Source organism: Mumia zhuanghuii, assembly GCF_042681565.1.
Classification (GTDB): domain Bacteria; phylum Actinomycetota; class Actinomycetes; order Propionibacteriales; family Nocardioidaceae; genus Mumia.
Genome location: NZ_JBHUFT010000003.1, coordinates 43,225 through 68,558, shown reverse-complemented (window position 1 = coordinate 68,558; position 25,334 = coordinate 43,225). Strand labels below are relative to the sequence as shown.

General features: G+C 67.1%; 19 protein-coding genes and 1 tRNA gene. 8 read left to right on the top strand and 12 right to left on the bottom strand.

Annotation, left to right across the window (positions count from 1 at the left end; translation table 11 throughout):
- Positions 1–31: 31 nt before the first annotated feature.
- From ACFSDF_RS06080 to ACFSDF_RS06060, 5 genes are read right to left on the bottom strand one after another with little or no spacing between them, the layout of a single operon-like run.
- Positions 32–1,243: a DUF4032 domain-containing protein gene (locus ACFSDF_RS06080; RefSeq protein WP_377156668.1), complete on the bottom strand. Its 1,212-nt coding sequence runs from the start codon at positions 1,241–1,243 to the stop codon at positions 32–34.
- Positions 1,244–1,272: 29 nt separating this feature from the next.
- Positions 1,273–2,583 carry a D-arabinono-1,4-lactone oxidase gene (locus tag ACFSDF_RS06075; protein ID WP_377156666.1) on the bottom strand — a complete coding sequence of 437 codons (1,311 nt, stop codon included), beginning with the start codon at positions 2,581–2,583 and terminating at the stop codon, positions 1,273–1,275.
- Positions 2,580–3,776 (bottom strand): amino acid deaminase/aldolase, encoded by a 1,197-nt coding sequence (locus ACFSDF_RS06070; RefSeq protein ID WP_243842871.1) that lies wholly within the window; start codon positions 3,774–3,776, stop codon positions 2,580–2,582. The genes ACFSDF_RS06075 and ACFSDF_RS06070 overlap by 4 nt, the downstream gene beginning before the upstream one ends.
- A gap of 54 nt (positions 3,777–3,830) precedes the next feature.
- Positions 3,831–4,100: a DUF3618 domain-containing protein gene (locus tag ACFSDF_RS06065; RefSeq protein ID WP_167001462.1), complete on the bottom strand. Its 270-nt coding sequence runs from the start codon at positions 4,098–4,100 to the stop codon at positions 3,831–3,833.
- Positions 4,090–4,500, bottom strand: a complete 411-nt coding sequence (locus ACFSDF_RS06060) for a phage holin family protein (protein WP_208322257.1) — start codon at positions 4,498–4,500, stop codon at positions 4,090–4,092. Before ACFSDF_RS06060 ends, ACFSDF_RS06065 begins: the two co-directional genes overlap by 11 nt.
- A gap of 147 nt (positions 4,501–4,647) precedes the next feature.
- On the opposite strand from ACFSDF_RS06060, the gene ACFSDF_RS06055 reads away from it, so the two are divergent.
- Positions 4,648–5,373 carry an ABC transporter ATP-binding protein gene (locus ACFSDF_RS06055; RefSeq protein ID WP_167001464.1) on the top strand — a complete coding sequence of 242 codons (726 nt, stop codon included), beginning with the start codon at positions 4,648–4,650 and terminating at the stop codon, positions 5,371–5,373.
- Complete coding sequence (locus ACFSDF_RS06050; protein ID WP_167001465.1) at positions 5,370–6,155, top strand: ABC transporter permease subunit; 786 nt, start codon at positions 5,370–5,372, stop codon at positions 6,153–6,155. Before ACFSDF_RS06055 ends, ACFSDF_RS06050 begins: the two co-directional genes overlap by 4 nt.
- 19 nt (positions 6,156–6,174) lie before the next feature.
- Here ACFSDF_RS06050 and ACFSDF_RS06045 read toward each other — a convergent pair whose 3' ends face one another.
- Together ACFSDF_RS06045 and ACFSDF_RS06040 are read right to left on the bottom strand one after the other, a co-directional pair.
- Positions 6,175–6,843: a response regulator transcription factor gene (locus tag ACFSDF_RS06045; RefSeq protein WP_167001466.1), complete on the bottom strand. Its 669-nt coding sequence runs from the start codon at positions 6,841–6,843 to the stop codon at positions 6,175–6,177.
- Entirely contained in the window at positions 6,840–7,991 is a 1,152-nt protein-coding gene (locus ACFSDF_RS06040) for a sensor histidine kinase (protein WP_377156662.1), read from the bottom strand. Before ACFSDF_RS06040 ends, ACFSDF_RS06045 begins: the two co-directional genes overlap by 4 nt.
- A gap of 127 nt (positions 7,992–8,118) precedes the next feature.
- Here ACFSDF_RS06040 and ACFSDF_RS06035 point away from each other — a divergent pair, with 127 nt between their 5' ends.
- The 3 genes from ACFSDF_RS06035 to ACFSDF_RS06025 all read left to right on the top strand — a co-directional run bounded on the left by ACFSDF_RS06035 (position 8,119) and on the right by ACFSDF_RS06025 (position 10,385).
- Positions 8,119–9,627: a SulP family inorganic anion transporter gene (locus ACFSDF_RS06035; protein WP_243842872.1), complete on the top strand. Its 1,509-nt coding sequence runs from the start codon at positions 8,119–8,121 to the stop codon at positions 9,625–9,627.
- Positions 9,628–9,647: 20 nt separating this feature from the next.
- The gene (locus ACFSDF_RS06030; RefSeq protein WP_167001468.1) at positions 9,648–10,277 is read left to right on the top strand and encodes a TM7S3/TM198-like domain-containing protein; all 630 of its coding nucleotides are present in this window, start codon (positions 9,648–9,650) and stop codon (positions 10,275–10,277) included.
- Positions 10,278–10,309: 32 nt separating this feature from the next.
- A tRNA-Thr gene (locus ACFSDF_RS06025) sits at positions 10,310–10,385 on the top strand.
- Between the two features lie 98 nt (positions 10,386–10,483).
- Here ACFSDF_RS06025 and ACFSDF_RS06020 read toward each other — a convergent pair.
- The 3 genes from ACFSDF_RS06020 to ACFSDF_RS06010 all read right to left on the bottom strand — a co-directional run bounded on the left by ACFSDF_RS06020 (position 10,484) and on the right by ACFSDF_RS06010 (position 12,062).
- Positions 10,484–11,176, bottom strand: coding sequence for a site-specific integrase (locus ACFSDF_RS06020; RefSeq protein WP_167001469.1), 693 nt, complete (start codon positions 11,174–11,176; stop codon positions 10,484–10,486).
- 23 nt (positions 11,177–11,199) lie between these two features.
- Positions 11,200–11,502, bottom strand: a complete 303-nt coding sequence (locus ACFSDF_RS06015) for an N-terminal phage integrase SAM-like domain-containing protein (protein WP_167001470.1) — start codon at positions 11,500–11,502, stop codon at positions 11,200–11,202.
- A gap of 341 nt (positions 11,503–11,843) precedes the next feature.
- Positions 11,844–12,062, bottom strand: a complete 219-nt coding sequence (locus tag ACFSDF_RS06010; protein ID WP_167001471.1) for a helix-turn-helix domain-containing protein — start codon at positions 12,060–12,062, stop codon at positions 11,844–11,846.
- A gap of 328 nt (positions 12,063–12,390) precedes the next feature.
- Between ACFSDF_RS06010 and ACFSDF_RS06005 the strand changes: the two genes are divergently transcribed.
- Together ACFSDF_RS06005 and ACFSDF_RS06000 are read left to right on the top strand one after the other, a co-directional pair.
- A complete protein-coding gene (locus tag ACFSDF_RS06005) occupies positions 12,391–13,446 on the top strand; it encodes a hypothetical protein (protein WP_182397135.1) in 1,056 nt (351 codons plus the stop codon).
- A gap of 276 nt (positions 13,447–13,722) precedes the next feature.
- Positions 13,723–19,923, top strand: coding sequence for a DNRLRE domain-containing protein (locus tag ACFSDF_RS06000; protein WP_167001472.1), 6,201 nt, complete (start codon positions 13,723–13,725; stop codon positions 19,921–19,923).
- Positions 19,924–20,667: 744 nt separating this feature from the next.
- Here the strand turns inward: ACFSDF_RS06000 and mobF are convergent.
- Positions 20,668–23,586, bottom strand: coding sequence for a MobF family relaxase (mobF, locus tag ACFSDF_RS05995; RefSeq protein WP_167001473.1), 2,919 nt, complete (start codon positions 23,584–23,586; stop codon positions 20,668–20,670).
- 382 nt (positions 23,587–23,968) lie between these two features.
- On the opposite strand from mobF, the gene ACFSDF_RS05990 reads away from it, so the two are divergent.
- A complete protein-coding gene (locus ACFSDF_RS05990; protein ID WP_167001474.1) occupies positions 23,969–25,063 on the top strand; it encodes a carboxylate-amine ligase in 1,095 nt (364 codons plus the stop codon).
- A 73-nt stretch (positions 25,064–25,136) separates the two neighbouring features.
- Here ACFSDF_RS05990 and ACFSDF_RS05985 read toward each other — a convergent pair whose 3' ends face one another.
- Positions 25,137–25,316 (bottom strand): SRPBCC family protein, encoded by a 180-nt coding sequence (locus ACFSDF_RS05985; RefSeq protein WP_208322312.1) that lies wholly within the window; start codon positions 25,314–25,316, stop codon positions 25,137–25,139.
- Between the last annotated feature and the right edge of the window lie 18 nt (positions 25,317–25,334).

The window sequence follows — 25,334 nt, the reverse complement described above, 5'->3', positions numbered from 1 at the left end:
GGTTTCGGCGGGCTCAACCGGCGGGGCGGCCTCAGCCGCCGTTCGCGGCGCGCAGCGTCGTGACCTGCTGCGGGAGCTGGGTGCGGACGTAGTCGTCCGCGGACGCGAAGATGTCGACCTCGTGCCCGGCCGCCTGCGACAGGTTCCACCGGTGCATCAGCACGTCGTGGAAGAACTCCGCCGGCTCGACGACGTCGCGATACTTCGGCGGGATCATGCGCGTCAACGGCTCCCAAACCTCCTGGAGCCAGCGGTGCGCCACGACCATCGCGTCCTCGTTCTGGAGCTGGTGCGCCCCGGCGAAGGCATCGAGGTCGTTGAGGAGCCGCCGAGCCTGCGCCTCCTCGAGGTCGAGGCCGGTGAGTCCCTGCAAGCGCCGCGCGTGGTGGTCCGGCTCGACGACCTTGGGCTGGATCCGGACCCCGTCGCCGTCGAGGTCGGTGACGATGTCGAGCTCGCCGACGTCGAAGCCGAGGTCGTTGAGATGCTCGATCCGCTGCTCGATCCGCCACATCTCGTCGGTGCTGAACTCCTCCACACCGGTGAGTGCGCCCCAGAGCTCGTCGTACCTCTCGACGATCCGGTCGACGAACGGGATCGGCTCGATCCCGGGATCGAGCAGCCCGCCGGCCTGGAGGTCCAGCAGCTCGCCGAAGACGTTCGTACGGACGAGGTCGAGGTCTTCGCCGCGTTGGCCGTCGGACAGCGCGTCGTGCAGGGCGCCGGTCTCGGCATCGACGAGGTACGCCGCGAACTCGCCCGCGCTGCGGCGAAAGAGGGTGTTCGAGAGCGAGCAGTCGCCCCAGAAGAACCCGTCCACGTGCAACCGGACGAGCAGCACGACCATCGCGTCGATCACGCCCTCGAGCGTGTTGTCGGACAGCGGGTGCTCGAACAGCGACCGGTACGGCAGCGAGCGCGGCAGGTGGGCGGTGACGAGGGCGGAAGGCAGCTCCGTACCGTCACGTCGGCGGCGCCCGGTGACGACGGCGACCGGTTCGACGACGGGGAGCTCGAGCCGCCGCAGCTGCCGCAGGAGGACGTACTCGCGCCGCGCGTAGCGCTCGTTCGTCTCCTTCACGACGAGCACCGCGCCGTCGACCCGGATGAACCGCACGACGTGACGGTGGATGCCGCGCGGCAGCGACACGTCGAGCTCGTGCGGCCACTCCTCCAACGCCAGGTACCAGGGGAGCGTGACGAGTCCGCTGCGTGGCCGGGCCGACAGGATCTGGACGGGCATGCGCCCAGCGTCGCACCGATGGCGGGGAGTTACCCGAGGACGCGGTCGAGGTAGGCGTTGGCGAACGTACGGTGCGGGTCGAGGCGATCGCGTACGGAGGCGAAGTCGTCGAACCTCGGATAGCGCGTGCGCAGGACGTCGGCGTCGAGCGTGTGCAGCTTGCCCCAGTGCGGGCGGCCCTCGTGCTCCTGGAAGATCGCCTCGACGCCCTCGAAGTAGCGGCGGTAGTCGATCTGGTGGTACTGGTGCACCGCGACGTACGCGTTGGCGCGGTCGTACCCGGTCGACATCCAGATGTCGTCCGGCGCCGCGAAGCGCACCTCGACCGGGAACGACACCGTCTCGTCCGACGCGTCGACCCACGCGTCGACCGCGCGCAGCACCTCCGGCAGTGCGGCGCGCGGGATCGCGTACTCCATCTCGCGAAAGCGCACCCGGCGCGGCGAGATGAACACCTCGTACGACCAGTCGGTGTACTCGCGCGCCGACAGCGCACGCCCGGAGATGCCATTGAGCCGGGGCACCCAGCTGCGCTGGCGGGTCGCGACGCGGTTCACCATCTCGAACACGCCGTTGGACATGATCTCGTCGTCAAGGAGGAAGCGTGCCCTGGACAGCGGCTTGCGCTCCGTGGCCTCGGGGACGCGGTTGTTGCGCTTGACCAGGGCGCGGTCGGTGTGGGGGAACCAGTAGAACTCGAAGTGGTCGTTGTCCTCGACCATCGCGTCGAGCCCGCCGAGCACGTCACCGAGCAGCATCGGCTCCTCGCGGGCGTGCAGCAGGAACGACGGCACGCACGCGAAGGTGAGCGCGGTGACGACGCCCAGGGCGCCGAGGCCGACCCGCGCCGCGCCGAACAGCTCCGGGTCGTCCGGGGTCACGGTCACGACCGAGCCCTCGCCGGTGACGAGCTGGAGGCCGACGATCGCGCCGGCGATGCCCTGGAGCTGTGCCCCGGTGCCGTGGGTGCCGGTCGATGTCGCGCCCGACATCGTCTGCGGGTCGACGTCGCCCATGTTGGGGAGGGCCAGCCCGAGCGCGTGCAGGGCCGGGTTGAGATCACGCAGACGCGTGCCCGCGCCGACCGTGACGTGGCCGGTCTCGCGGTCGACGTGCTGGATGCCGGAGAGCGCGTCCATCCGCAGCTGGACGCCGTCGGTGACCGCGATCGAGGTGAACGAGTGCCCTGCACCGACGGGCTTGACCCGCTGTCCGGACGCGGCGGCGGTCCGGACGACATCCGTGACCTCGTCGACCGTACGGGGGTGCGCGACGCGTGCCGGGGTCGCGGAGGCGCAGCGGCCCCAGTTGGTCCATCGCGCGGTGGTCGTGGTGCTCATCCGAAGTTCTTCCCTTCGCCACGGTAGGTCGGCAGCGTCTCGGTGGACGCGGTGGCGCCGTCATCACCCTCGGTGGTGACGACGTGGACAGCGTCGAACCGCTCGCACATCTCCCCGGCCTTGGCGTGGCGCATGAACACGCGGTCACCGACACGCAGGCTCCGCGCGACGCCGCCCCGTACAGGTGTCTGCACCTCGCCCGCGCCTTCGGTCCCGATCAGCGACAGGCCCGGCGGCCACACCGGCGTCGGCCGGCGGCTCTTGCCCGCGGCGCCCGACGCGGAGTAACCACCGGAGAACAGCGTGGCGATGTCCGGGGCCGGCTTGCGCACGACAGACAGCGCGTAGAACGCCGCCGGGTGCGACTCGAACGCGTCGTAGGTGTCGAAGAGCGTCGGCATGAACAGCCCGGAGCCCGCCGTGAGCTCGGTGACGTACGGGTCGTCCCGCATGACCTCGAGGCTGCCGGTGCCGCCGGCGTTGACAAGCTCGAGGGCGGTCACGTCACGGACGGCCTCGACGATGCGTGCGCGACGCGCGACGATGTCGGCGACGGAGCGGGACTTCACGAAGCGGACCGCGGGGGAGCTGTCGGGCATCCCGGCGACCTGCGCGTCGTAGAACATCAGGCCCACGAGCGTGAACCCCGGACGGGCCGCGATCGCGCGGGCGAGGGTGATCGCGTCCTTCGGCGAGTGCACCGGGGAGCGGCGCGCGCCGAGGTGCAGGCCGCGGAACGGCTCGAGAGAGGAGTCGACGTCGATGCAGACCCGGATGGGCGGGTGGTCGGTGCCGACGACCGAGTCGATGAGGTCGAGCTGGGCGAGCGAGTCGACCATGACCGTGATCGCGGCGAGGCGGTGCTCTTTGGCGATGAGGTCGTGGAGCGCGGCGCGCGACGCGGTCGGGTAGGCCAGCAGCAGGTCGGTGTGCCCCTCGTCGGCAAGCCAGACGGACTCGGCGAGGCTGTACGACATCACCCCGCGGAAGCCGGGACGGGCCAGCGTCCGGTCGACGAGGGTGCGCACGCGGACCGACTTCGACGCGATGCGGACGGGCACGCCGCCAGCGCGTCGTACCAGCTCGTCGGCGTTGCGGGTGAACGTGTCACCGTCGATCACGGCGTACGGCGTCTCGAGGTCACGCGTCACGCGTGCGAGTCGCTCCATGTTGGGCAGGCGTCCAATAGCCACGGCATCAGTATGCGTCAGGAATGTGAGTTTGGACACCTGACCAGGAAAAAAATTCTAGTGCCGCTTCTTTCGCCACAGCGCGAGCACGATGAGAGCGATCACCCCGACCGCGACGATCGCCGGCAGCTGGGGGTTGTCGCGGGCGTTCTGCTTCACGTACTCCATCCGCTGCTGCGCCTCGTGCTTGGCCTCGTCCATCCGTTGCTGGGCCTGCTTCTTCACGTCGAGACGGTCGGTCAGCTCCTCGACGGTGTGGCCGAGCTTGTCCCGGGTCTCCTCGATGTCGCGCTGGATCTCGCTAGGGTCAGTCGGATCAGTGCTCACGGTGGCGTGCCTCCTTCACCTCGGCGATATCCGCCTTGACGTTCTCCACAGTGTGCTCAGGAACGGGCGGCGTCGCCTTCTGGAGCTGCTTCTTGCCGACGACGGCGAGGATGGCGGCAATCACGAACAGGACGACGGCGACGATGAGCGCCGCCAACCAGACGTCCATGACGAGCGCGAGCGCTGCGATGATCGCGGCGAACAACGCGGCGAGCCCGTACAACGCGAGAAGACCCGCTGCGCCGAATCCGCCGAGCCCCGCACCTGCGCGAGCGCCCTTCTGCTTGAGCTCGGCCTGGGCGAGACGCATCTCATCGCGGACCAGCCGGGAGGTCTGTTCGGAGAGGTCGCGGACGAGGTCGGCGATCGACTCGTCCGAGCGAGCCTGAGGTTCTGCCATGGGTAGCTCCTCGATCGGGTACGTCGATCCGGTGCCCTCAGGCCGCGCGACCATGCATGACCGTACGAGTCGCTACTGACCATCGGCAGTAGTGACGGTTGCTTTTCGGGCACTGTGCCTGCGTTCCCGAATTCCTACGGTCGACTCATGATCACGTTGAGCCATCTGACCAAGAGATATCGGTCGACCACCGCGGTCGACGATCTCACCCTCCAGATCGAGCCGGGCCGCGTCACCGGCTTCCTGGGCCCCAACGGCGCCGGCAAGTCGACGACGATGCGGATGATCCTCGGCCTCGACACCCCCAGCGCCGGCTTCGCGACGGTCAACGGCCGTACGTACGCGACGCTGCGCCGGCCGCTCCGTGAGGTTGGCGCGCTGCTCGATGCCAAGGCGGTGCATCCCGGCCGTCGGGTGCGGACGCACCTCGTGTCGATGGCACGCAGCAACGCGATCCCGGTGAGCCGCGTCGACGAGGTGCTCGACCAGGTCGGGCTCACCTCCGTGGCCCGGCGCCGGGCCGGCTCCCTCTCGCTCGGCATGTCTCAGCGGCTCGGGATCGCCGGTGTCCTCCTGGGCGACCCGCAGGTGATGCTCTTCGACGAACCCGTCAACGGGCTCGACCCCGACGGCGTGCTGTGGATCCGCCGACTGCTGAGGTCCCTCGCGGGCGAGGGGCGCACGGTGTTCGTCTCCAGCCACCTGATGAGCGAGATGGAGCGCACTGCCGACCACCTCGTCGTCCTGGGCCGGGGGCGCCTGCTCGCCGACACCTCCCTCGACGACCTGGTCGGCGACCACGAGTCGCTGGAGGACGCGTACTTCGCGCTGACCGCCAGCAGTGTCGAGTACGCAGGGAAGGAGGCCACATGAGCGACATGACTTCTTCGATCGCGTCGGAGTGGACCAAGCTCTGGTCGGTTCGCTCGACCTGGTGGTGCTTGGTCGGTGCCGTGTTCCTGGTCGCGTTCTACGCGGTCCCGGCAGGCTTCGACGCCGCCCAGCCGAACCCTGACCTCTCGTACGCGCAACAGCTGCTGCACGTCGAGGACGTCGTCTTCACGGCGCTGCAGTTCTCGCAGTTCGCGCTGGTGGCGCTGGCGCTCCTGACCGTCACCTCGGAGTATGCCTCCGGCAGCATCCGGACGACGTTGCAGTGCGATCCGCGACGTGGGCGGGTGCTCGTGGCGAAGCTGGTCGTCGTCGAGGTGGTCGCGCTGGTCGGTGGGGCGCTCCTCGCGGTGCTGGGTGCCGTCCTCGCCGACCTGACCGCAGGTGAGTACGGAGTCTTCGACGCGGGTGAGGTCGCGGCCGCGGCAGGCAGGGTCAGCGTCTACCTAGCGGTCGTCGTGGCCTTCTCCATCGGTCTCGCCGTCGCGCTGCGCAGCACCGCGGGCGCACTCGTCGGAGCGTTCATGGTGCTCTTCCTGGTGCCGCTGGTGTTCATGATGAGCGGGGTGGACCTGATGGTCGACATGTCCTTCTGGCTTCCGGGCACCGCCGGCACCGAATATCTCGGCATCGGGATCGCGACCCTCTTCGGCCTCGACGACCAGTTGCCGTACGGCGAGGGCGGCGCGCTCGTGCTGTTCGCCGCGTGGGCGGGCGTCGTCCTGGCCGCGGGGTACGCCGCGTTCCGCAGCCGCGACGCCTGACGGCCCAGCAGGGGAGGCCCTAAACGTCCTCGCCGACGAGCCCTGCCTCGTAGGCGAGGACGGCTGCCTGCACGCGGTTGCGCACACCGAGGCGCCCGAAGGCACTGCTCAGGTAGGCCTTCACGGTGCCTTCGACGAGGTGGAGCCGGCGGCCGATCTCGGCGTTGGAGAGCCCGGCGCCGACCAGCGCCATCACGTCCCGCTCGCGGTTCGTCAGCATCGCGACCTTGGCACGCGCCTCGGCCGCTCGCGCCATGCGGTCACCGGCACCGGCGCCGATCTCGGCGATCACCCGCTGCGCCACGGTCGGGGACAGGTATGCCGCGCCGTCGGCGACCGCGTGGACGCCGGCGAGGAGCTCGCGCGGATCGCCGGACTTCAGCAAGAACCCGCTCGCTCCGTCGCCGAGAGCGCGGGCGATGAAGGCGTCGTCCGAAAAGGTCGTCAGCATCACGACACCCGCCTCGGGCACCGTGCGCCGGATCTCCGCAGCGGCGGCGAGGCCGTCCATGCGCGGCATCCGGATGTCGAGCAGCGCGACGTCCGGCCGGTGCCGCTGCACGGCGTCGACCGCGCTTCTGCCGTCCGCTGCCTCGGCGACCACCTCGATCGCGGGATCCGTCTCCAGGATCGCGCGCACCCCGGCCCGTACCATCGCCTCGTCGTCGGCGAGGACCACGCGGATCACGAGGTCGCCTCGGCGGCGCTGCGACGTGCCCGGTCTGTCACCGGGAGCTCTGCGACCAGGGCGAACCCGCCGTTTCCCGTCGGTCCGTGGCGCAGCGAGCCGCCGGCGGCGCGTGCCGCCTCGTCGAGTCCGGCCAGCCCGAGTCGGCTCGTGATGCCATCGCGCGGTCGTTCGCGCGCGGCGCCATTGAGGACGAAGACGTGGACGGCCTGACGGCCACGCTCCAGACGCACGGTCACGGGTGCGCCCGGTGCATGCCGGGCGGCGTTGGTGAGCCCTTCCTGGACCACGCGGCGGGCGGCGACCTGCTGCAACGGCGCGAGCGCGTCGGCAGCACCCTCGAGGCGGACGTCGAGACCGGAGTCCCTGGCGCGCTCCACCAGCTCGGCGATGCTCGCTGCGGCAGGCTCGAGCGGGACCTCCTCCTCGCCCGGCCGAAGGACACCGACGATCTGGCCGAGCCGGTCCGTCGCGTCGGCTGCAGCCGACCGGAGTGCTGCGGCCGCTTGCCGGGCCTCGTCCGGGATCCCTGACCTGATCTCGAGGGCCCCTGCGCGGAGGGCGATCAGGCTGAGCTCGTGGCCGAGCGAGTCGTGCATCTCCTGTGCGATCCGGGCCCGTTCTCGCAGCTGGGCGTGCTCGACGGCCGCGGCGTGGTGGGACGCGACCTGGCGCAGGTAGCGCCCACACAGCCAGGGGAGCCCCATGAAGAGGATCGTGTTGCCGGTCAGCGCGGCGCCACGGCCGAGCCAGCCGGACCACGAGGGGTCGTTGACCAGGGCGTCGAGCAGCAGCAGCGCCGCGAGCGAGGCGACCACGACGGCCGCCGTCGAACGCACCCCGTCGGCCCACCGTCCGATGAGGAAGCTGAGGACGGCGCCGAAGGAAACGTACGTGGTCAGGTTCCAGCCGTCGTTGAGCACGCTGGTGCCGCCGACGAGCGCGAAGGCGAGTGCCAGCGCGGCCTCCGGCAGTCGCGCCCGGATCAGCAGCGCAACAGCGACCACGATGACCCCGACCGCAGCCCACCAGCCCTGGGACGCCGGAAGGGCGGTGCCGCTCATCACGGCGTGCTCGACCGCGACGCAGAGGACGAGTCCGCATCCGAGCACCGCTCGCCGGACCCCGGGACGTCGCAGCAGACTCACCCGTCGGACGATAGTTGTTCGCGGACACGTTCCCGTACCGTCGAACGACAGTACGGGAGGTGTCGCGTGCGGACAGGCCGTCCGCCGCCCCACCTTCTTCTCGGATCCCCTCGAACGGAGCATCGTCGTGAGCTCACCCCTGCCCTCGACCGACTCGCACGCCGACCACAGCGTCGTGCACGCGCTGCGGTCGCCCAAGATCCTCCGTACGGAGGTCCTGGCCGGGCTCGTCGTCGCGCTCGCGCTCATCCCCGAGGCGATCTCGTTCTCGATCATCGCGGGCGTGGACCCGCGGGTCGGCCTGTTCGCGTCGTTCACGATGGCCGTGGCGATCGCATTCCTCGGCGGCCGTCCGGCGATGATCTCCGCAGCCACCGGTGCGGTCGCGCTGGTGATCGCCCCGGTGATGCGCGACCACGGGTACGACTACCTCATCGCAACCGTGCTGCTCGGCGGCGTGATCCAGATCCTCCTCGCCCTGGCGGGGGTCGCGAAGCTGATGCGCTTCATCCCGCGGTCGGTGATGGTCGGGTTCGTCAACGCCCTCGCGATTCTCATCTTCTTGGCGCAGCTCCCGCACCTCGTGGACGTCCCGTGGCTCGTCTATCCGATGGTCGCGGTCGGCATCGCGATGATCGTCGGCTTCCCGCGGATCAACAAGATCATCCCGGCACCGCTGGTGGCGATCGTCGCGCTGACCGCCTTCACCGTCGTCGGCGCGCTCGACGTCCCGAACGTCGGCGACGAGGGGACGCTCCCGGACAGCCTCCCGGCGTGGTTCGTCCCCGACGTGCCGTTCACCCTCGACACCCTGCAGATCATCGCGCCGTACGCGCTGGCGATGGCGCTCGTCGGCATCCTCGAGTCGCTGCTGACCGCCAAGCTCGTCGACGACATCACCGACACGCACTCGGACAAGACCCGCGAGACGTGGGGCCAGGGCGCCGCGAACGTCATCACCGGCTTCTTCGGCGGGATGGGCGGCTGCGCCATGATCGGCCAGACGATGATCAACGTGAAGGTCTCCGGTGCGCGCACCCGGATCTCCACCTTCCTGGCCGGAGTGTTCCTCCTGATCCTCGTCGTCGGGTTCGGTGACGTCGTCGCACTGATCCCGATGGCCGCACTCGTCGCGGTGATGATCATGGTGTGCGTCGGCACGTTCGACTGGCACTCCGTCCGGCCGTCGACGCTGCGCCGGATGCCTCGGTCGGAGACCGCCGTCATGGTCGCGACGGTCCTCGTCACCGTCGCCACGCACAACCTCGCGATCGGTGTCGCCGTCGGCGTTCTGGTGGCGACGACGCTGTTCGCCCGCCGCGTCGCGCACGTCGCCGCCACCGAGCGCACGCTCGTCGACGAGGAGGACGGGGCTGTCGCCGTCTACCGCGTCACCGGCGAGCTCTTTTTCGCCTCGAGCAACGACCTGTACACGCAGTTCTCGTACGCCGACGACCCTGAGCGCGTACGGATCGACCTCTCGGCCGCACACGTGTGGGACGCCTCGACCGTCGCCGCGCTCGACGCCATCGCGGCCAAGTACGCGCGCAAGGGCAAGCGTGTCGAGATCACCGGGCTCCGTGGGGCGAGCGCGGAGCGACACGGTCGCTTGACAGGTCGGCTGTCCGCACACTGAAGGTCGCATAGGCTCGGCCCATGAATGACGCTGGCACCAACGATGTGGTTCTCGCGCTGATCCTGCTCGGGCTCGGTGTCGTCCTCGTCTTCTGGGGCGGCGCCGCGCTTCGCGCGCTGATCGCGTTGGCAGGCGCGGTCGTCGGCTTCTTCCTGGGCGCAGAGCTCGTGCAGGGCCAGGCCGGTGGTGAGCTGCTCGGCACCACCTGGGGCTGGGTAGCCGCCATCGTCGGTGCGCTCGTGCTCGGTGTGCTGGCCTACGCCTGGTACTGGCTCGGCGTCGTGATCTGGGTCGGCGCCATGGGCTACGTGCTCGGCGTCTTCCTCGCGAACGCCTTCGGCGCGGACAAGGACTGGGTGTTCACGACGGTCGGGATCATCGTCGCCGCGGTGCTCGTCATCATCGCCGTGGTCGCCTCGCTCCCGGCGCTGCTGCTCGTCATCGTGAGCGCCTGGTCGGGTGCGACGCTGGCGCTCACCGGCGTCATGCTGCTGGTCGGCGAGATCAACGACCAGCAGATCGACCACGCCTTCAGCCTCGCCGACCCGTCGTGGCTCTGGTACGGGGCGCTGGTCGTCCTCTTCGTCGTCGGCCTCGTCGTCCAGCTCGGAGCGACCTCGCGGCGTTCCGCACAGAGCGTCGGCGGCTAAGATGGGCGCGGCCTCGGCTCGTACGAGGCTTTGCCGGTGTAGCTCAGTTGGTAGAGCGCCTCACTTGTAATGAGGATGTCGCGGGTTCGACTCCTGTCACCGGCTCCAGGTGTTTGTGCAGGTAAGCGGCGCAGGTTGCCTGCGGGGCGGTCCCGGCGAGGGCCGAAATCTCGGCCGTGGCAGCCAAACTGGCAGCCAACGGCATCTCACTCGCCTCCGATCAGGCGCTCGATGAGCGCGGAAGCGTCGGCCAGCAGGCGCTTGTCGACGTGGGTATAGGTGTCCAGGGTCAGGCTGATCTGAGAGTGACCGAGCAGCTCCATCACGACCCGGGCGGGCACGCCCTGCTCGAGCATGAGGCTGGCGGTCGTGTGGCGCAGGTCGTGCAGGCGAATCTTGCGAAGACCGGCGCGCCGCAGGAGCGCTTGGAAGGCGCGGTAGTCGTTGCTGCGCTCAATCGGTGAGCCGACGTGGGTGGTGAAGACGAGACCGCGCTCGTTGCCTTTCCAGAGCTGGGCCGCGCGCTCTGCTTCCGCCTGCTGCTCCGTCCGCCGCTTCTCCAGAGCAGTGGCTACGACGACAGGCAGCGGGAGCACTCGGACTGACCGTTTGGTCTTAGGCGCCACCAGCTGGAAGTTGTTGTCGGTCCGCTGGAGGGCGTGGCTCACCGTGAGTGTCCGTGAGTCAATGTCGATGTTGTCCCAGGTGATTCCGAGGGCCTCTCCCTGACGGAGTCCAAGGAGAAGCCCGATGAGCCACCGTGCCGCGAGGCGGTCGTCAGCAGCCGCGGTGCTGAATCGCTCGGCTTCCTCGCGGGTGAAGGGATGAATGGTGGTGCGGGTCATCGGCGGCGGATCCACCATTTGGGCAGGGTTGGTGGGGATCAGACCCCAGCGCATGGCGATCGTCAGGCTGCGTCAGATCATCGCGTGCAGCCGGCGGATGCTGCTGGGGAGAGTTCCGAGCGCTTGTCCTGGTAGAGGCCGGCGATGTGATGCGGCCTGAGTGCATCGAGCTTCATGCGACCGAGGGCCGGAACCACGTGGAGTCGGATCTCCTGCTCGTACCGGGCGAGCGTCGTCGGTCGAACCGTCGCCGACGCGACATCGTGGAGCCAGCGTTGCATCCATTGCTCCAGGGTTGGGATTCGCTCGGTGCTCAACCGGCCTTCCTCAGCCTGTTGCACGAGCTTGCGCATCTCTTTGAGAACCTCGGCCTTGGTCACGCCACGCACGTACCTGCGTCGCCGGCTGCCGTTGACCCATCCGAGGTCTACTGCGCCACGCCACCGCCCGTTCTCAAGCTGATAAACGGCGCCTTCTCCACGACTGCGGCGCTTGCTGCTAGGCACTCTCGCTCACCCAGCTCGCGTCGTCCCACCGAGTCAGGACGATGGGCAGCGTTACAGTGGCATCGGGGTCACCCAAGCGTCCCAGGCTCGGGAGCGTCGGCGCCGAGAACACGGTGGCCTCAAGGACGTCACGGCAGTGCCGACGACAGAGCCTTTGCGATACGCCAGCGAGGTCGACGATCTGGACGAGCGGCGCGCGGAAGCACCCCGCCCGGTCACAGATCGGCGGTGGCGTGCGGGGCATCGCTCGAATCCTGGTGCACGGAAGCGAAATTGTCTGCGATGAACTTCTCGAGCGCCGCGAGTGGGACGCGGCGCAGTGCTCCAATCTGGACGTAGCCGAGCTTGCCGGCGCTCATCAGCTCGTAGAGCTTCGTGCGGCCGATGCCGAGCTGTTCGGCCGCTTCGATCGGCCGTAGCAGGAGTGAAGTCATGACGTCCTCCGTCCGTCGACGTTCACCCCAGGATTGACTGCCCTCGCCCTCCTCGGAAGACGACTCTTGATGACGGGGGTGGACGCAACCCCCTGAACTCAGGTACACCTCGGAGCTCCTGTCCGGAGCGGATTGTCGAAGCCGTAGTGATGGAGGCCGCAATCGACTATTGCCCGGGTTGGGATGGCAGTGCCGTCAGCGGCCGACACGGTCGGATGGACATCACCTTCCGACACCAAGCACTGCTGACGTCATTGACCCTCATCGACCGACCGGAGCCTATGAGCGTCTCGGAGACAAGCGCTTCCAGCAATTGTGCGCCGCGCTGGTGCTCGACCGTTTCGCGGACGTGTCCGTCTTTCCGGTGGGCGAGAAAGATGGCGGCCGCGACATGGTCTCCGGCACCGGTGAGAACCGGACGATCCTTCAGGTGAAGTTCTCCGGTGATCGCCGCAAGAAGAGGGCCACGTGGATAAAGCAACAGATCAATGGGGAGGCGGCGAATATCGAACGCCTCGTCCGAGAGGGGTGCACCCGGTACATCCTGATGACCAACGTTGAAGGCGGAGCCGCGCCTGGCTCGGGTTCGCGCGACGAAGTCGAGAAGGAACTCACCGCGCTGTCGAAGAAGTACAGGGTCCAGATGTCCTGCGTCTGGTCATCGGACCTCGACGCCTGGGTCGACAATGCGCCCTGGGAGATCAAACTCGCCTACGTCGACATGCTCGCGGGCACCGACGCGCTCTTCGCCCTTCTGACCTCGATGAATCTGGAGGATGGGGAGCGGCGTGAGAAGGACATCCTCGTCACCTACGTGGCCACGCACTGGTCGCGAGACAAACGCCTGAAGTTCCGCCAGATCGATCTCGTCAGCGACCTGCTAAGCGATCTGTTCGTCGACGTGACCGCACATAGGACGAGCGCTCCCCGCGGCACAACGATGTCGCTTCGCGACGTAGAACACGTCGCCGATCATCTTCTCGACAAGGCGACCCCGCCGTTGACCCTCGTAGAAGGCGTTCCCGGTCAGGGCAAGTCGACACTTGCCCAGTACGTCTGCCAGGTGTACCGCGCGGCGTTCATTGGCCGAGAGGAGTTGGAGGCGAATAATGAGGTCCTGCCGGGGAGTTCGACTGAAGAACTTCGCGTCCCGTTCCGGATCGACCTTGCCGACTACGCCGAGGCTGCCCGCTCAAACAACACCTCCACCGCGACCACCCCCACCGGTCACGCTCGGCCGCGACCCTCACGACCAAGACGTCGCCCGGAAGGGCTCGATGTCGGCAAGGACTCGGGTCCGGACACACACCGTCACCGAAGCGGCGTGGGAGCCGGCATGGTGAGACGCGGACGTTCAAGACGACGACGGGGTCGTTGGCGGTGATGCGTGACTGGCTGACTCCCACTGAGCGCATGCCTGCGGCAGCGTCATCGATCCTCGGCGAGCCCCACTGGACCACGCTCAATCCATTTGTCCAATTTGGGAAGCTTGAGTTTGTCATGCGGATGACAAGTTTTGATTGGTTCTTGATCATCGGCTGATTTCGGGGTGACAACGACGGTCGCAGTGTGGCTAGTTTTCACCACCTGGGTCACCGCTGGGGTGACTACTGCAAGACAGGTCGGGTTGGAAATGGTCACTCGTGGTATAGCGTCGCGGATGGTCGCATCGATTGTCATCACGGTCTCCACCGCGCTGGTCGCGGGAACCCTGGGCCCGGCATCCTCGGCGGCCGCACTCACCGAACCGGAGGAGCCATCGCCCTCCGTGGTGGTGACGGACTCGGATCGTGACGGAGTCCAGGATCGTCCGGACGCGGTGTCGGCGGCCCTGGCGGCGCGTTTGGCTGACGAGAAGGTCGAGGATCTGTCGGCGCGCACCGAGTCAACGCAGTTGTTCGCGAACCCTGACGGGACGTGGACGCAGGAGGCCGCATCGGGTCCGGTGCGTGTCGTCGACGAAGCGGGAGCCTGGCACGACATCGACACCACCATTGTGCCCATCGCAGGAGCTACGGGACTAACTGCGAGGTACGCGTCGGCGGATGTGGTGTTCTCGCCTGGCGGCGACAAGACGTTTGCGACGGTGACTGACGAGAAGGGCAACAGGTCGAGCTTCGGTTGGCCGACGGCGCTCCCGAAGCCGGTTGTCGATGGTGACACGGTTACCTATCCGCGAGCCTTGGAGAACGGCGACCTGGTGGTGCAGGCGCTGCCGACGGGGTTCTCACACTCGGTGGTGCTGCAGGCGGCACCGACGGAGCCATTAGAGATTCCGATCCCGCTGCAGATCCCGGATGGAGAGCTGACTGTCAACGACAGCGGCTCGCTGGTGGTAAAGGCCGACGGCAAGAAGGTCGTCACCGCTCCGCAACCGCTCATGTGGGACGCCGCCGTGGGCAATGATGATCTGCCGAACAACGTCGAGCCGGTTGAGGCGGCGGTCGAGGCCTCGGGCAGCGGTGCGAGTGAGAAGCAGACGTTGGTGCTGTCGCCGGATGCACACTGGTTGTCGGATCCTGCGACGGTGTACCCGGTGACGGTCGATCCGTCGTACACGATGTACGCCAACGGCGACTCGTGGGTTCAGAACGCCGGCTACACGACGAGCCAGGGTGGCTCTACCGAATTGCGGGCGGGTACCTATGACGCCGGCGGGCACAAGGCGCGGTCGTTCGTGAAGTTCATCGGAATGCTCAATGACAATGGTGGATCGGGTCAGGACATCGTGTCGGCGACGTTCAAGATGCGGAACTGGTACTCCGGCTCGTGCACGTCCTCGGCGATCCGGATCGCCCGCATCACCGAGACCTGGGCGGTCGGGGACCTGACCTGGGACAACCAGCCGACGGTCACGTCGACCGGCTCGAGCACATTCGCTCCCGCCTACGGCTACTCGGCCTCGTGCGACGCCGATGGGAACCAGGCTTCATGGGACGCTACGGCCATTGTCCAGGCGTGGGCAGATGGCGCCGCAAACAATGGCATTCGGGTGGCTGCCGACAATGAGGCAAGTAACGCGACGTGGCGCAAGTACCGCTCCAGTGAGCACACGAACACTGACACCCGCCCGCGGATGAGCGTCACCTACAACTCCTACCCGAACAAGGCGGCGGCGCCGGTGGTGGTGGGTGCGACCACCTACGGCGGTGTCACGTACGTGAACAAGAAGACATTCAACGTGTCCTCTAAGGTGACTGACCCCGATGGTGGCACGCTGACCGGTCTGTTCGACGTGTCGGGACCGGCGGGCTCATGGTCCGGCCTGGCGGGGTCGGCGGTGTCGTCGAACGGAAGCTCGGTTCGTTCCTACACCCTCAACACCGACGGGGTGTACACCACGAAGGCGCGGGCTCGGGACTCAGCAGGTCTGATCTCGAAGAACTACTCCGCGTCAACCACCTTCACAGTCGACACGGCCGTGCCTACGGCGACGATCTCGTGCCCGGGCTACTCCAACGGAGTGTGGTACGACACGCGGCCGGCCGCGAGCACGACCTGTACGTTCGGGGGTTCGGCGGATGTGGTCTCGTGGTCGTGGCGCCTGAACGACGGTGCGTGGAAGACAAGCACGGGAAGCACAGGCGCGATCGCGATCCCCGAGTCGGGTGCGACGCAGATTGAGTATTACTCCGCGGACCGCGCCGGCAACAAGTCCCAGACGATCACCTTCGGTTTCGGTGTCGGTGCGGCCAGCCTGGTGGCGCCGGTCGGTGGTGAACGGTCCACATCTACCTTCGCGATTGAGGCGCACGGTCCGGGGTTCGTGGACGAGCTGACTCTCGAGTGGCGTGCCAGTGGAAGCTCGGCGGCGTGGGCGCCCGTCGATGCGCTGACCGAGCGTGATGGTGGTGACTGGGACGGCACGTTGCAGCTGGCTGGGGCCATGAAGACGACGGGACAGTTGATCTGGGACGCTAGGCAGGACGCGGTGCCGTCACCGGCTCTGATTGACGTGCGGGTGTGCTTCGACTCCACAACGAGCGGGATGAAATGCGGTCCCGCACGCACCGTCTCGCTGATTCCCGGGGCGTTTGGGGACTCCTTTCCTGTCGCGGAGGTGGGCCCAGGCACAGTATCGCTGTACTCGGGCGAGGTGATGGTCGAGGATTCCGACGCAGCCGGAATCGGGCGCACTTACCGCTCGATGAGCGGCCCGGCAACCAATGCCGCGAGTGTGCTCGGCCCGGGCTGGGCGGCCGACCTGTCTGGGAGTGGAGGCGCCACGTCGGGACTCGAGGTTCGCGACGACCTGACCGGTCTCGGCCTGCTCGTCCTCGAGCCCGCCGACGGGGCGATGACGTTGTGGGGAACCGGAGCCGGGCCGATCGCGGCCGGGTCGACCGGGACGTTCACGTTCGTCAAGGGATTCGGCGACATCACTGGCGCCCTCACGTTGGAGGCCAGCATGTCGGAGTGGCGCTTGCGGCTACGTGAGGACGACGGCACGATCACCGTTTGGACCGCCACACCTGGCGGCGGCGCGTGGCAGTTGACCTCGGTGACCGGCCCTGCCGAGGTGGGTGCCACCACCTTCGGACACGACCCACAGGGCAGGGTCAGCGACATCTTTACACCCGTCTCGGCGACCTTGGCGTGCAGCGAGACCAGCCAGGACGTCGGATGTCGCCACACGCATCTGACCTACTCCGACATCTCCGGCGGTCTCGGGTCACGGCTGACGAGCGTGGCAGAGATCGTCCACGCAACCACCGGTCCGCAATCGACCGTTGTCGCCGAGTACAGCTACGACGACGAAGGCAGGCTCACGGGAGTAGCCGATCCCCGCGTTACCAACGCCGACGGGGAGGGTGCGGCCACGACCTATGCCTACAGCGGCTCGGGAGATCAGAGCAGGCTCTCTAGCGTCACGCCCGCCGGAGAGGAAACGTGGGAACTCGGCTACGACGACGACAATGACCGACTCGACCAGGTCCAACGCACACTGCCAGGGTCCAACGACAAAGCACGCTGGGAGATCGTCTACCAAGTACCGACCTCCGGCGAGGACCTGCCCGACCTGACACCGCAGGCGATCACAGCCTGGGACCAAGGCGGGACAGACGCACCTATCGCTGGCGCCGCAGTCTTCGGCCCGAACGCTCCCGCGGAGCGGGACTGGAAGTATGCGTCACTGACCTACTACGACGTCGAGGGACACACGACCAACACCGCCGTCTACGGTGCTGGCGACTGGCTCGTCGACTCTTACGGATACGACAAGCACGGAAACGTCACCTGGGCAATCGACGCCGCGGCACGCGCCCGGATCCTCGCCATCGATCCCGCGCAACGCACGACCGAGGCGATCGATCTCAGCACCATCACGGGGTACAACGCCGACGGCACCCGCGTCGAGTCGATCTTGGGCCCGCAGCGCGCGGTCGTGACTGAGTCGGGAGAGGTTGTCCAGGGACGTCCTGTCACCTCCTACACCTACGACGATGAGACAACGCAGACACAACTGATCGTTGGCCGGCCAGCCGATGAACCAGAGACCCCACGCAATCTGGTCGTCGAGGAGACATCAAGCGTGCTCGACCTCTGGGGCGGCGCGTACTACGACGAAAAGGTCACGCGCTACCGCTATGACCCCGTCCAGAACGGCGACGGCAATGGCTGGGAACTCGGAGTCGCTACACGCACCAGCGTGTGGCTCGGTGGTGACAAGGCGCAGCCAAGCAACTGGTCGACCACGCTCACTCGGCACGACACCGAGGGCAAGGAAATTGAGACTCGCACGCCGCAGGGGGTCGCAAGCCACGACGGAGCCGGAACTGATCCCCGCTCCACGATCACGGTCTACTACACCGCCGACGACAGCGCTCGTGACTCCAGATGCCGCAACAAGCCCCAGTGGGCCGGACAGGAGTGCCTCACGGGACCCGCGGGACAGCCCGCGAGCGGAGCGAGCGTGCCTACGACGCTCTACGCCGCCTACGACCCCCAGCTCAATCCGACGTTGATCAAAGAATCGCGCGACCCCAGTCCGACGACTCCGTCCAACGAGATCGAGCGGGTTACGACCAATACGTTTGACGACGCTGGGCACATCACGTCCGAGCACACCATTGTCAACAACGCGCCGGCGGGAGACCGCGCCGTAGCTAGGACGAACTACACCTATGACACGGTGACAGGTGCGCTCACGGCGATCTCCAACGACGAGTCGACGATCTCGATCACCTATGACTCGTGGGGACGCGAGAAGAGCCGTACAGACAGCAGCGGAAACACAAGCACGAAGACGTACGACAGGGCCGGTCGTCTGTCGACGCATAACGACGGCAAGGGCGGATACACATATTCGTACGAAGGCAGCGGAGAGCATCGCGGCCTCGTTACCGGGCTCGACGTCGACCTGCCAAACGGTCAGGCCGACGAGTTTACCGTCGAGTACACGCCCAGGGGCGCGCCAGCGACGATGACCTACCCGAACGGGATTACCGCCCGGTGGACCTACGATGCCGCCGACAACCCGACAAACCTCGCCTACACCGTCGGCGAAGAAGTCGTTTCCTTCAGCCAGACCTACGACATCTCCGACCGTGTGCGGACGTCGGTGACCCCCGGGTCAGACCGGTCGTTCCGGTACGACCGGCGGGACCGCTTGGTGCGCGTCGATGACACGTCCGGAGTCGGACCGGTTGAGCAGAGCATGTGTGAGCGACGTGAGTACAGCCTGAGCCTCGACTCCAACCGCGACGCACTCACAAAGAGCGGAGCCGATTCCAGCGGACGCTGTGATGGAAGCGCTCCGACAACCATCGCGTCCGCGTTCGATGCAGCAGATCGGATCACGGGCGGGTACTCGTACGACGCGCTCGGCCGCACGCGGACGATTCCAGGCGAAGCGTCGAACATGCCTGCCGGAGGCGAGGTCGACGTTCGGTACTTCGCCAATGACATGGTCGCCTCCCTAGCCCAAGGTGAAGCGTCAACTGATCCGCTAGCGGAGAATGGCGTCGCGTACGAACTTGACCCGGCGGACCGCATAGCCGTAATCGAGCAACACGTCGGCGCCACCCCGGTCCGAACGCTCAACCACTTCTCGGATGAGAGCGATTCGCCAGCGTGGTCCACGACCATCGCTGGAGATTCAACGGGCGAGGAAGGCTCTGTCACGTGGAGCCGCAACCTGACCGGGCCGTTTGGGACATTGGTTGGCCAGCAGCTCGACGAAGGGCCAGCAATATTCGATCTCGCGGATCTTCAGGGCCATTTGGTTCTCAGAGCCGGCACGGATATGGAGGGCAATGTTGCCATCGGCCCGTTCAGCGAGTTCGATGAGTTCGGAGGGCTGCAGGCGGGTGCTGTGCAGACCTATGGGTGGCACGGCGGCGCGGCCCGACCCGCCAACCTTGTTGGTGGATTAATGCTGATGGGAGCGCGGCTCTATAATCCGACGACCGGCCGTTTTCTGTCGCGCGACGCAATTTCGGGAGGCAACGACAATAGCTACATTTACCCCGCGGATCCGATCAACCTTGCCGACCTGCCCGGCCTGGCGACAAAGTGGCTGTTTAACAAGAAGATTAAGCCAGAGAATGCCGCAAAATGGGCGAAACGTATTAGGAACGCTAAGCGCTTCACCGATTTGATCTCGGAGGGTCTTAAGTATGTGAGCAAGGTCCCGAATTGGGGGACCGTGGTCAAGATCGTGGTCGACATCCTCATGTCCATCGCGGCCGACATTGCAACTGATATCATGAGGGCGCACGGCGCGACCCCGCCGCGGGGCCACTACTTGCATCGCATCAGGATCAGAATCGGTATCGGAAACTGGGGTTGGAAGTTCTGGAAGTTCCGTCCCAAGTTCAACATTATTCCTCTGTACCAGCGTCGTCATGGGAGGCAGTGACGTGAGTGGCGAAGCTCGGAATAGCGAGCACATAATCGACGCCTACAGACGGGCTTGGAGTCGGCGTGTGGAGGGTGACGACAACTCCTTGGAGGTCTTTCGGTCTGAAGTCGGTAGCGCCAGGGGCGGTGCCGATGAGGAGGAATGGAAGCTCTATTCCGAACTTTGGGAGAAAGGAGTTCCTCCTTCGAGGCTCGCGAAAGAACTACGCCGAGCGGGTCTTCGGTCGCTGCGCGAGGTGGTTGGGCACACGTTCCGGCTTTGGCGCTCGAGCGCGCGAGAGCCGCGCTGGATGAAGGAGCCGTCCGATGTCGAGTTGCTCGGTCAAGACTCGCAATACTGGAGCCTTCCAGTTACAGAACTGCCGCTTTCCTTTGGGGACGAGGAGTACCCCTGGCTCGAACGGGCCTGTGCTGAATCTCAACTCGAGAAGGGCGAAGAGTGTCATGTTTTCGCGATCTGGCTCGACCCGCTAGAGAGTCAAGCAGATGAATGTGCGGTCGTTCTCGGGCGTCAAAGAGTCGGTTCGACGCGAGTTTCAACCGATGTATGGCATGAGTTGCGAAGTCTCCAATCGCGACGGATCTTCGCGAATGGCGCACTGGAGATTAACCCGAATGAGACTCCGCTGTCGCCCTACCTAGGCGTTCAGCTGCCGCCCCCTCACGCGTCGTCCTGAGGTCAGCGTTACAGTCTGATCCTGCTCTGACAAACCTTTACCCCTTAGAAACCAAAACAGGGATGTCACCAAGATCGGGCGATACCCGCTCGCCCCGGCCCGAGGTTCCCGTTGTCGTCACGCCGGTGCTGAGGGAGTTGCAGGTTCGATGTTCGCGCGCGGCGCCGTGCCGACCGGCGCGTTTGTGTCGCGGATCTGTGCGGGCCTGAGCGTGAGAGCGCTTCGCGCAGCATTTCGAACGGATTGCTTTCGGGAGTTGGTGGTCGATCGGTGTCGAGTCTGAGCAGTTGCTGGTCTGCGACGTACAGGTAGGTGCAGGTCCTAGCTCTGGTGGCACCGACATAGAGAGCTTCCCGGGTCGTGGTTTCGTCGACGATGACGTGCGCGGTGTCGGCCGTGGCACCTTGCGCGCGGTGGGTCGTGACGGCGTACCCGAGCTGGACGTGGTCGGCAACGTAGCCGGACGGCAGTTCGACACAGGCGCCGCCGCGTTCGACGTGCAGTCGCCCGTCCCCGCTGACCTCAGTGACAGTCCATCGGTCGCCGTTCTTCACGTACGTGCCGTGGATCGTGGTGAGGGCACGGTTGTTGCGACGGGTGGTGATGATGTCGCCGACGCCGGCGGTGGTGCCATCGCGCAGTCGTACGCCGCCGGCTCGGCCGATCTCCCCGGCTCGGATTCTCGCCGCGCGGGCGGTCGTGTTGAGGGCGCGCGCGTCCCGTTCGGTGCTGGCGATGATGATGCTGCTGAGTCCGCGTCGGGTGTCGCGCTCCCAGGCGTTGTAAGCGTACTCGAGAAGATGCGGCCCGCTGCCGGTCACGACGCGGTGGTTGTCCTCGTAGAAGCGCAGACCGGCCGGGTCTCCTCCGCGGATCTGGAGGGTCGCCGCCGCCTCGTCGGGGTTGTGGAAGCGGTGGAGCGTGTCGAGTTCGGGTCCGCCGATGTCGCCGACCAGGAGTCGGAAGGCGCCGCCGGCTTCGACCGCCGAGAGCTGGTACGGGTCGCCGAGTAAGCGGACGACGGCACCGGCCATATGGGCGTGCTGGGTGAGCCAGTCGAGACGTGTGGTGCCGGCGAGACTGGCTTCGTCGACGAGCACCAGGTCGCCTGGTCGCAGGTGAGCCCAGTCGTCGCCACTTACTGGCTCGGCGGTGAGGTGCTGGAACTTGTGGAGGTTCTCGGCCCTGGTGCCGAGCTCGTCTGCAAGGACCTGCGCAGCGGTCGCCGACGGAGCGAGCGGAATAACGCGGCGTCCCGCTTCGCGCCAGATGGTGGCGAGGGCGCGCATAGCGGTGGTCTTCCCTGACCCCGCTGGTCCGACTCCGATCGACAGTGCGTGGGGATTGGTGAGGAAGTCGAGGACGAGCCGGCGCTGGCCAGGGTCGAGCCGGTGGCCTTGCGCCTCTTCGTAGGCCCAGATTCGGGCAACGGCATCGGGCTCGGCCATGACCGGGTGGTCTGTGTGGGCGCGTGCGGTGTCGAGGAGTCGCTGCTCGGCGTCGAGGATGTGCTGGGTCGTGTACCGGGGTGAACCGTAGGTGGTCGCGTCGTTGGAGAGTGGGACCGCGACGTCGGGGGAGAGTGCGCGCTCGAGAGCGCGCACGGTGACGCGTTCGCGGTGAGGAGCGGTCGCGAAGCGAAGGTGGCGGATCTGGCGTTCGATCTCGGCGAGGACGTTCCAGCGGGTCCAGGTCGCCTTGTGCTCAGCGACCACGGAGGTGGCGACCTCGGCGATCAGGTCGACCGGCACCTCGTCCGGATCCCACGCGCGCGCCGGCGCCTTCGGGTTCATCAACTCGGCCAATCGCCGGTCGGGGTCCTTGCCGAGGAACGGTCGAGCTTCGGTGCGCCAGCGGGTGATCTTGTCGGCCAGGGTTTCGCCGAGGATCTTGTCGCCGCGGGTGTCGAGGGTGGCCTGCTGGGCGAGTCGGAGCTGGGCGGCGGTGTCGGGGTCGTGCCTGTGGGTATTGCGGTAGTCGGCGGCGAGCTCACGGTAGCGGTCCTCGATCGCGGCACGGCGTTGGGAGAACGACCGGATCAGATCGAACGGCACGCCGGCGATCTCGCGTACCGGTCGCTTGTCGGCGCGGACCGTGTCGGGACGTTCGGTGAACGCGACGCCAAGCCGTCGGCTGAGCTCGTCCTCGAAGCGGGTGTTGTACCGCTCAGATGCCGCGACTCCTGCCGCGTGCAGGACGCGAGCGTCGAGCGACAGCCAGTGTGCTCGACCGTCGGAGAGGTCGTGAAGGGCGCGGACCTTATTCGAGATCGCTACGTGTGTGTGCAGGTCGGGGTCGCCGGAGCGGGAGTCGAAGTGGTCGAACGCGGCTGCGATGAATCCGCGGGCCTTGGTCTGGACGCCGGCCTTGCCGGTGCGGGCGAAGCAGGTCTCCGTCTCCAACCAGGCGAGGACGTTCTCGACTGCGGCGTGGTGGGCGTCGGAGGCCGCTTGGCGGGTGGCGGCGTCGCCGAGTCCCCACAGGATCGAGGCGCTCTTGACCGGGGTGAATACGAGGTCGTACCCGGCGACGGCGCGACGTTCCTTCGCGGCCTCGGATGTCTCGATCCGAGCCCGTGTCGTCGCGTCTGGGGCGTGGCCGTCCTTGGCCTCGTATCGGGCGATCCGCTCCGCGATCCGATCGTCCCGTGACTCGCGCGTGTGGAAGGCGGGAAAGGCCTGTCCCAGCCGGGCGGCGGTCCTCGCGGCCTCCGGACTCGCGCCGTTGGCTTCCTCGAGCGCGATGATCTGTTCGGCATCGGGGTGCATTCCGGCGCCGAACAGGGACCGCATCTGGTCCTCGCGCACCGTCCCGCTGACGGCCAGCTCGCGCGCCCCGACTCCCATCCACCGACCGGTCGGGTTCCCGGACGCGAGGTAGTAGTCCGCCAGCGACTGGCTGGCAGTCCGCGTGACATCTCCAGACGCGACCTGTCGGGTCAGGTAGGTGTAGCCGTCACCGGCGTGCAGCTTGTGCAGCGTCATCACTGGACGCGACCCCCACGAGTAGCCGAACGAGTAGCCAAACGCCCGAGAAGCAGCGGCCGTCGAGGAACCGCGGCGGAATCCAGATCCCTGCTGACCTGCGCAAACGCATCTCAGCGGCCATCGCCGGACACGCCGCGTGCAACTTGTAATGAGGATGTCGCGGGTTCGACTCCTGTCACCGGCCCCGAATTGGCGGTCGGCCCTCGGCGCCACCACCCGCATGGTGGTGCTGCTCCTCGCGATGGTGTCGATCGAGGTAGCCCGTGACGCATTGCCTCCACATCGCCGGGTACCTGGACACAGCAGTCCGCACCTATCTTCTGGAGGCCTGGTGTCGAGAGGTTCGCGTGCAAGCAGCACCGAGGTCTCCGGCCCAGGAGTGCCTTGCCTCGAATGGCATCCAGGGGGCGAGTTCACCGTCGGGGGCGAGGACGAGCTGCTCCTCGTCGACCAGCGAGGGCAGATGCTCGGACCGGCAGCGGCACCGCTGACGGCCACCCTTAGTAACCGCGGAACACACGGCACCCTCAAGGGCGAGATCTTCGTCGACGAGCTCGAGCTCGAGACGCCCGTGTGCTCGGACGCCGAGGAAGTGCGCCAGTCGCTGAAACACCTACGGAGATCACTGATCACCGAAGGCGTCCGACCGATGGCAGTCGGTCTCCACCCAAGCTCCGGCTTCGGCTCCGTGGACATCTCGACGTCGCGACGATACGACCGGATCGGCGACGAGTTCGCCGGCCTGCTGCGTACGCCGACCGCGGCCTTCCAGGTGCACGTCGGCGTGCCGGACCCGCCCACCGCCCTGAAGGTCTACCGCGGACTGCGCAACCGGCTGTCCGCCTTCCGTGCGCTCGCCGCAGGATCGCCGTACTGGCACGCCCGCGACTCCGGACTCGCCTGCGCCCGTCCAGCCATCCTCAGGTCGTATCCGCGGACGACCATGCCGCCCGTGCTCCGAAGCTGGGATGAGTACGTCGCAGCGATCGGGCTCGCCATGTGGGCGCACGAGGTGCCCGACTACAGCTACGTGTGCTGGGAGCTCCGTCCGCACCCGAGACTGGGGACGGTGGAGGTACGAGTCATGGACGCGCAGTCGTCGCTCGCACGCGCCGCCGGCCTGACTGCCCTGGTGCAGGGCCTTGCCCGACATGCCGTCGAGTTTCCTGACCCTGATGACCTCCCGGACGAGGTCGTCCTCGCGAACGACCTTCGAGCGTGCCGCTTCGGCCTCGAAGCGACGGTCGTCGATGCGGGCCGGTCACGACGACCCATGCGTGAGGTCGCGGCACGCGCGCTCGACGACGCACGTAAGCAGCTGGCGCCTGACGGTGTGGACGGACCCCTCGACGCCGTGCAGGCGATCCTCGTCGAGCCTCCTGAGTACGTCCGCCAACGAGCCGTGTGCGAGCGAGAAGGGATGCCGGCTCTGCTGGCGGACCTCGTGGCGCGCACGGCGGACGTCGACGGCTGAAAGGTGTGGGGACGACAGAGGCCGTCCCCCACGAGCTGGGGGGACGGCCTCTCTGTCACGGGTTCAGCACAGCTCAGTGGCGGTGCGTCCCACCCAACGGGTCGACCTCGCCGGTCGGCTTCACCTCTCCTCGCCACGCGCCGGTCTCGACGCCACGGGACTCGATGAACTCCTTGAAGCGCTTGAGGTCTCCCGCGACGCGACGCTCGACGACGTTCAGCACGTCGCCGGCCTTCTCGACGATGCCCTCCATGAACCGGGGGAAAGACTC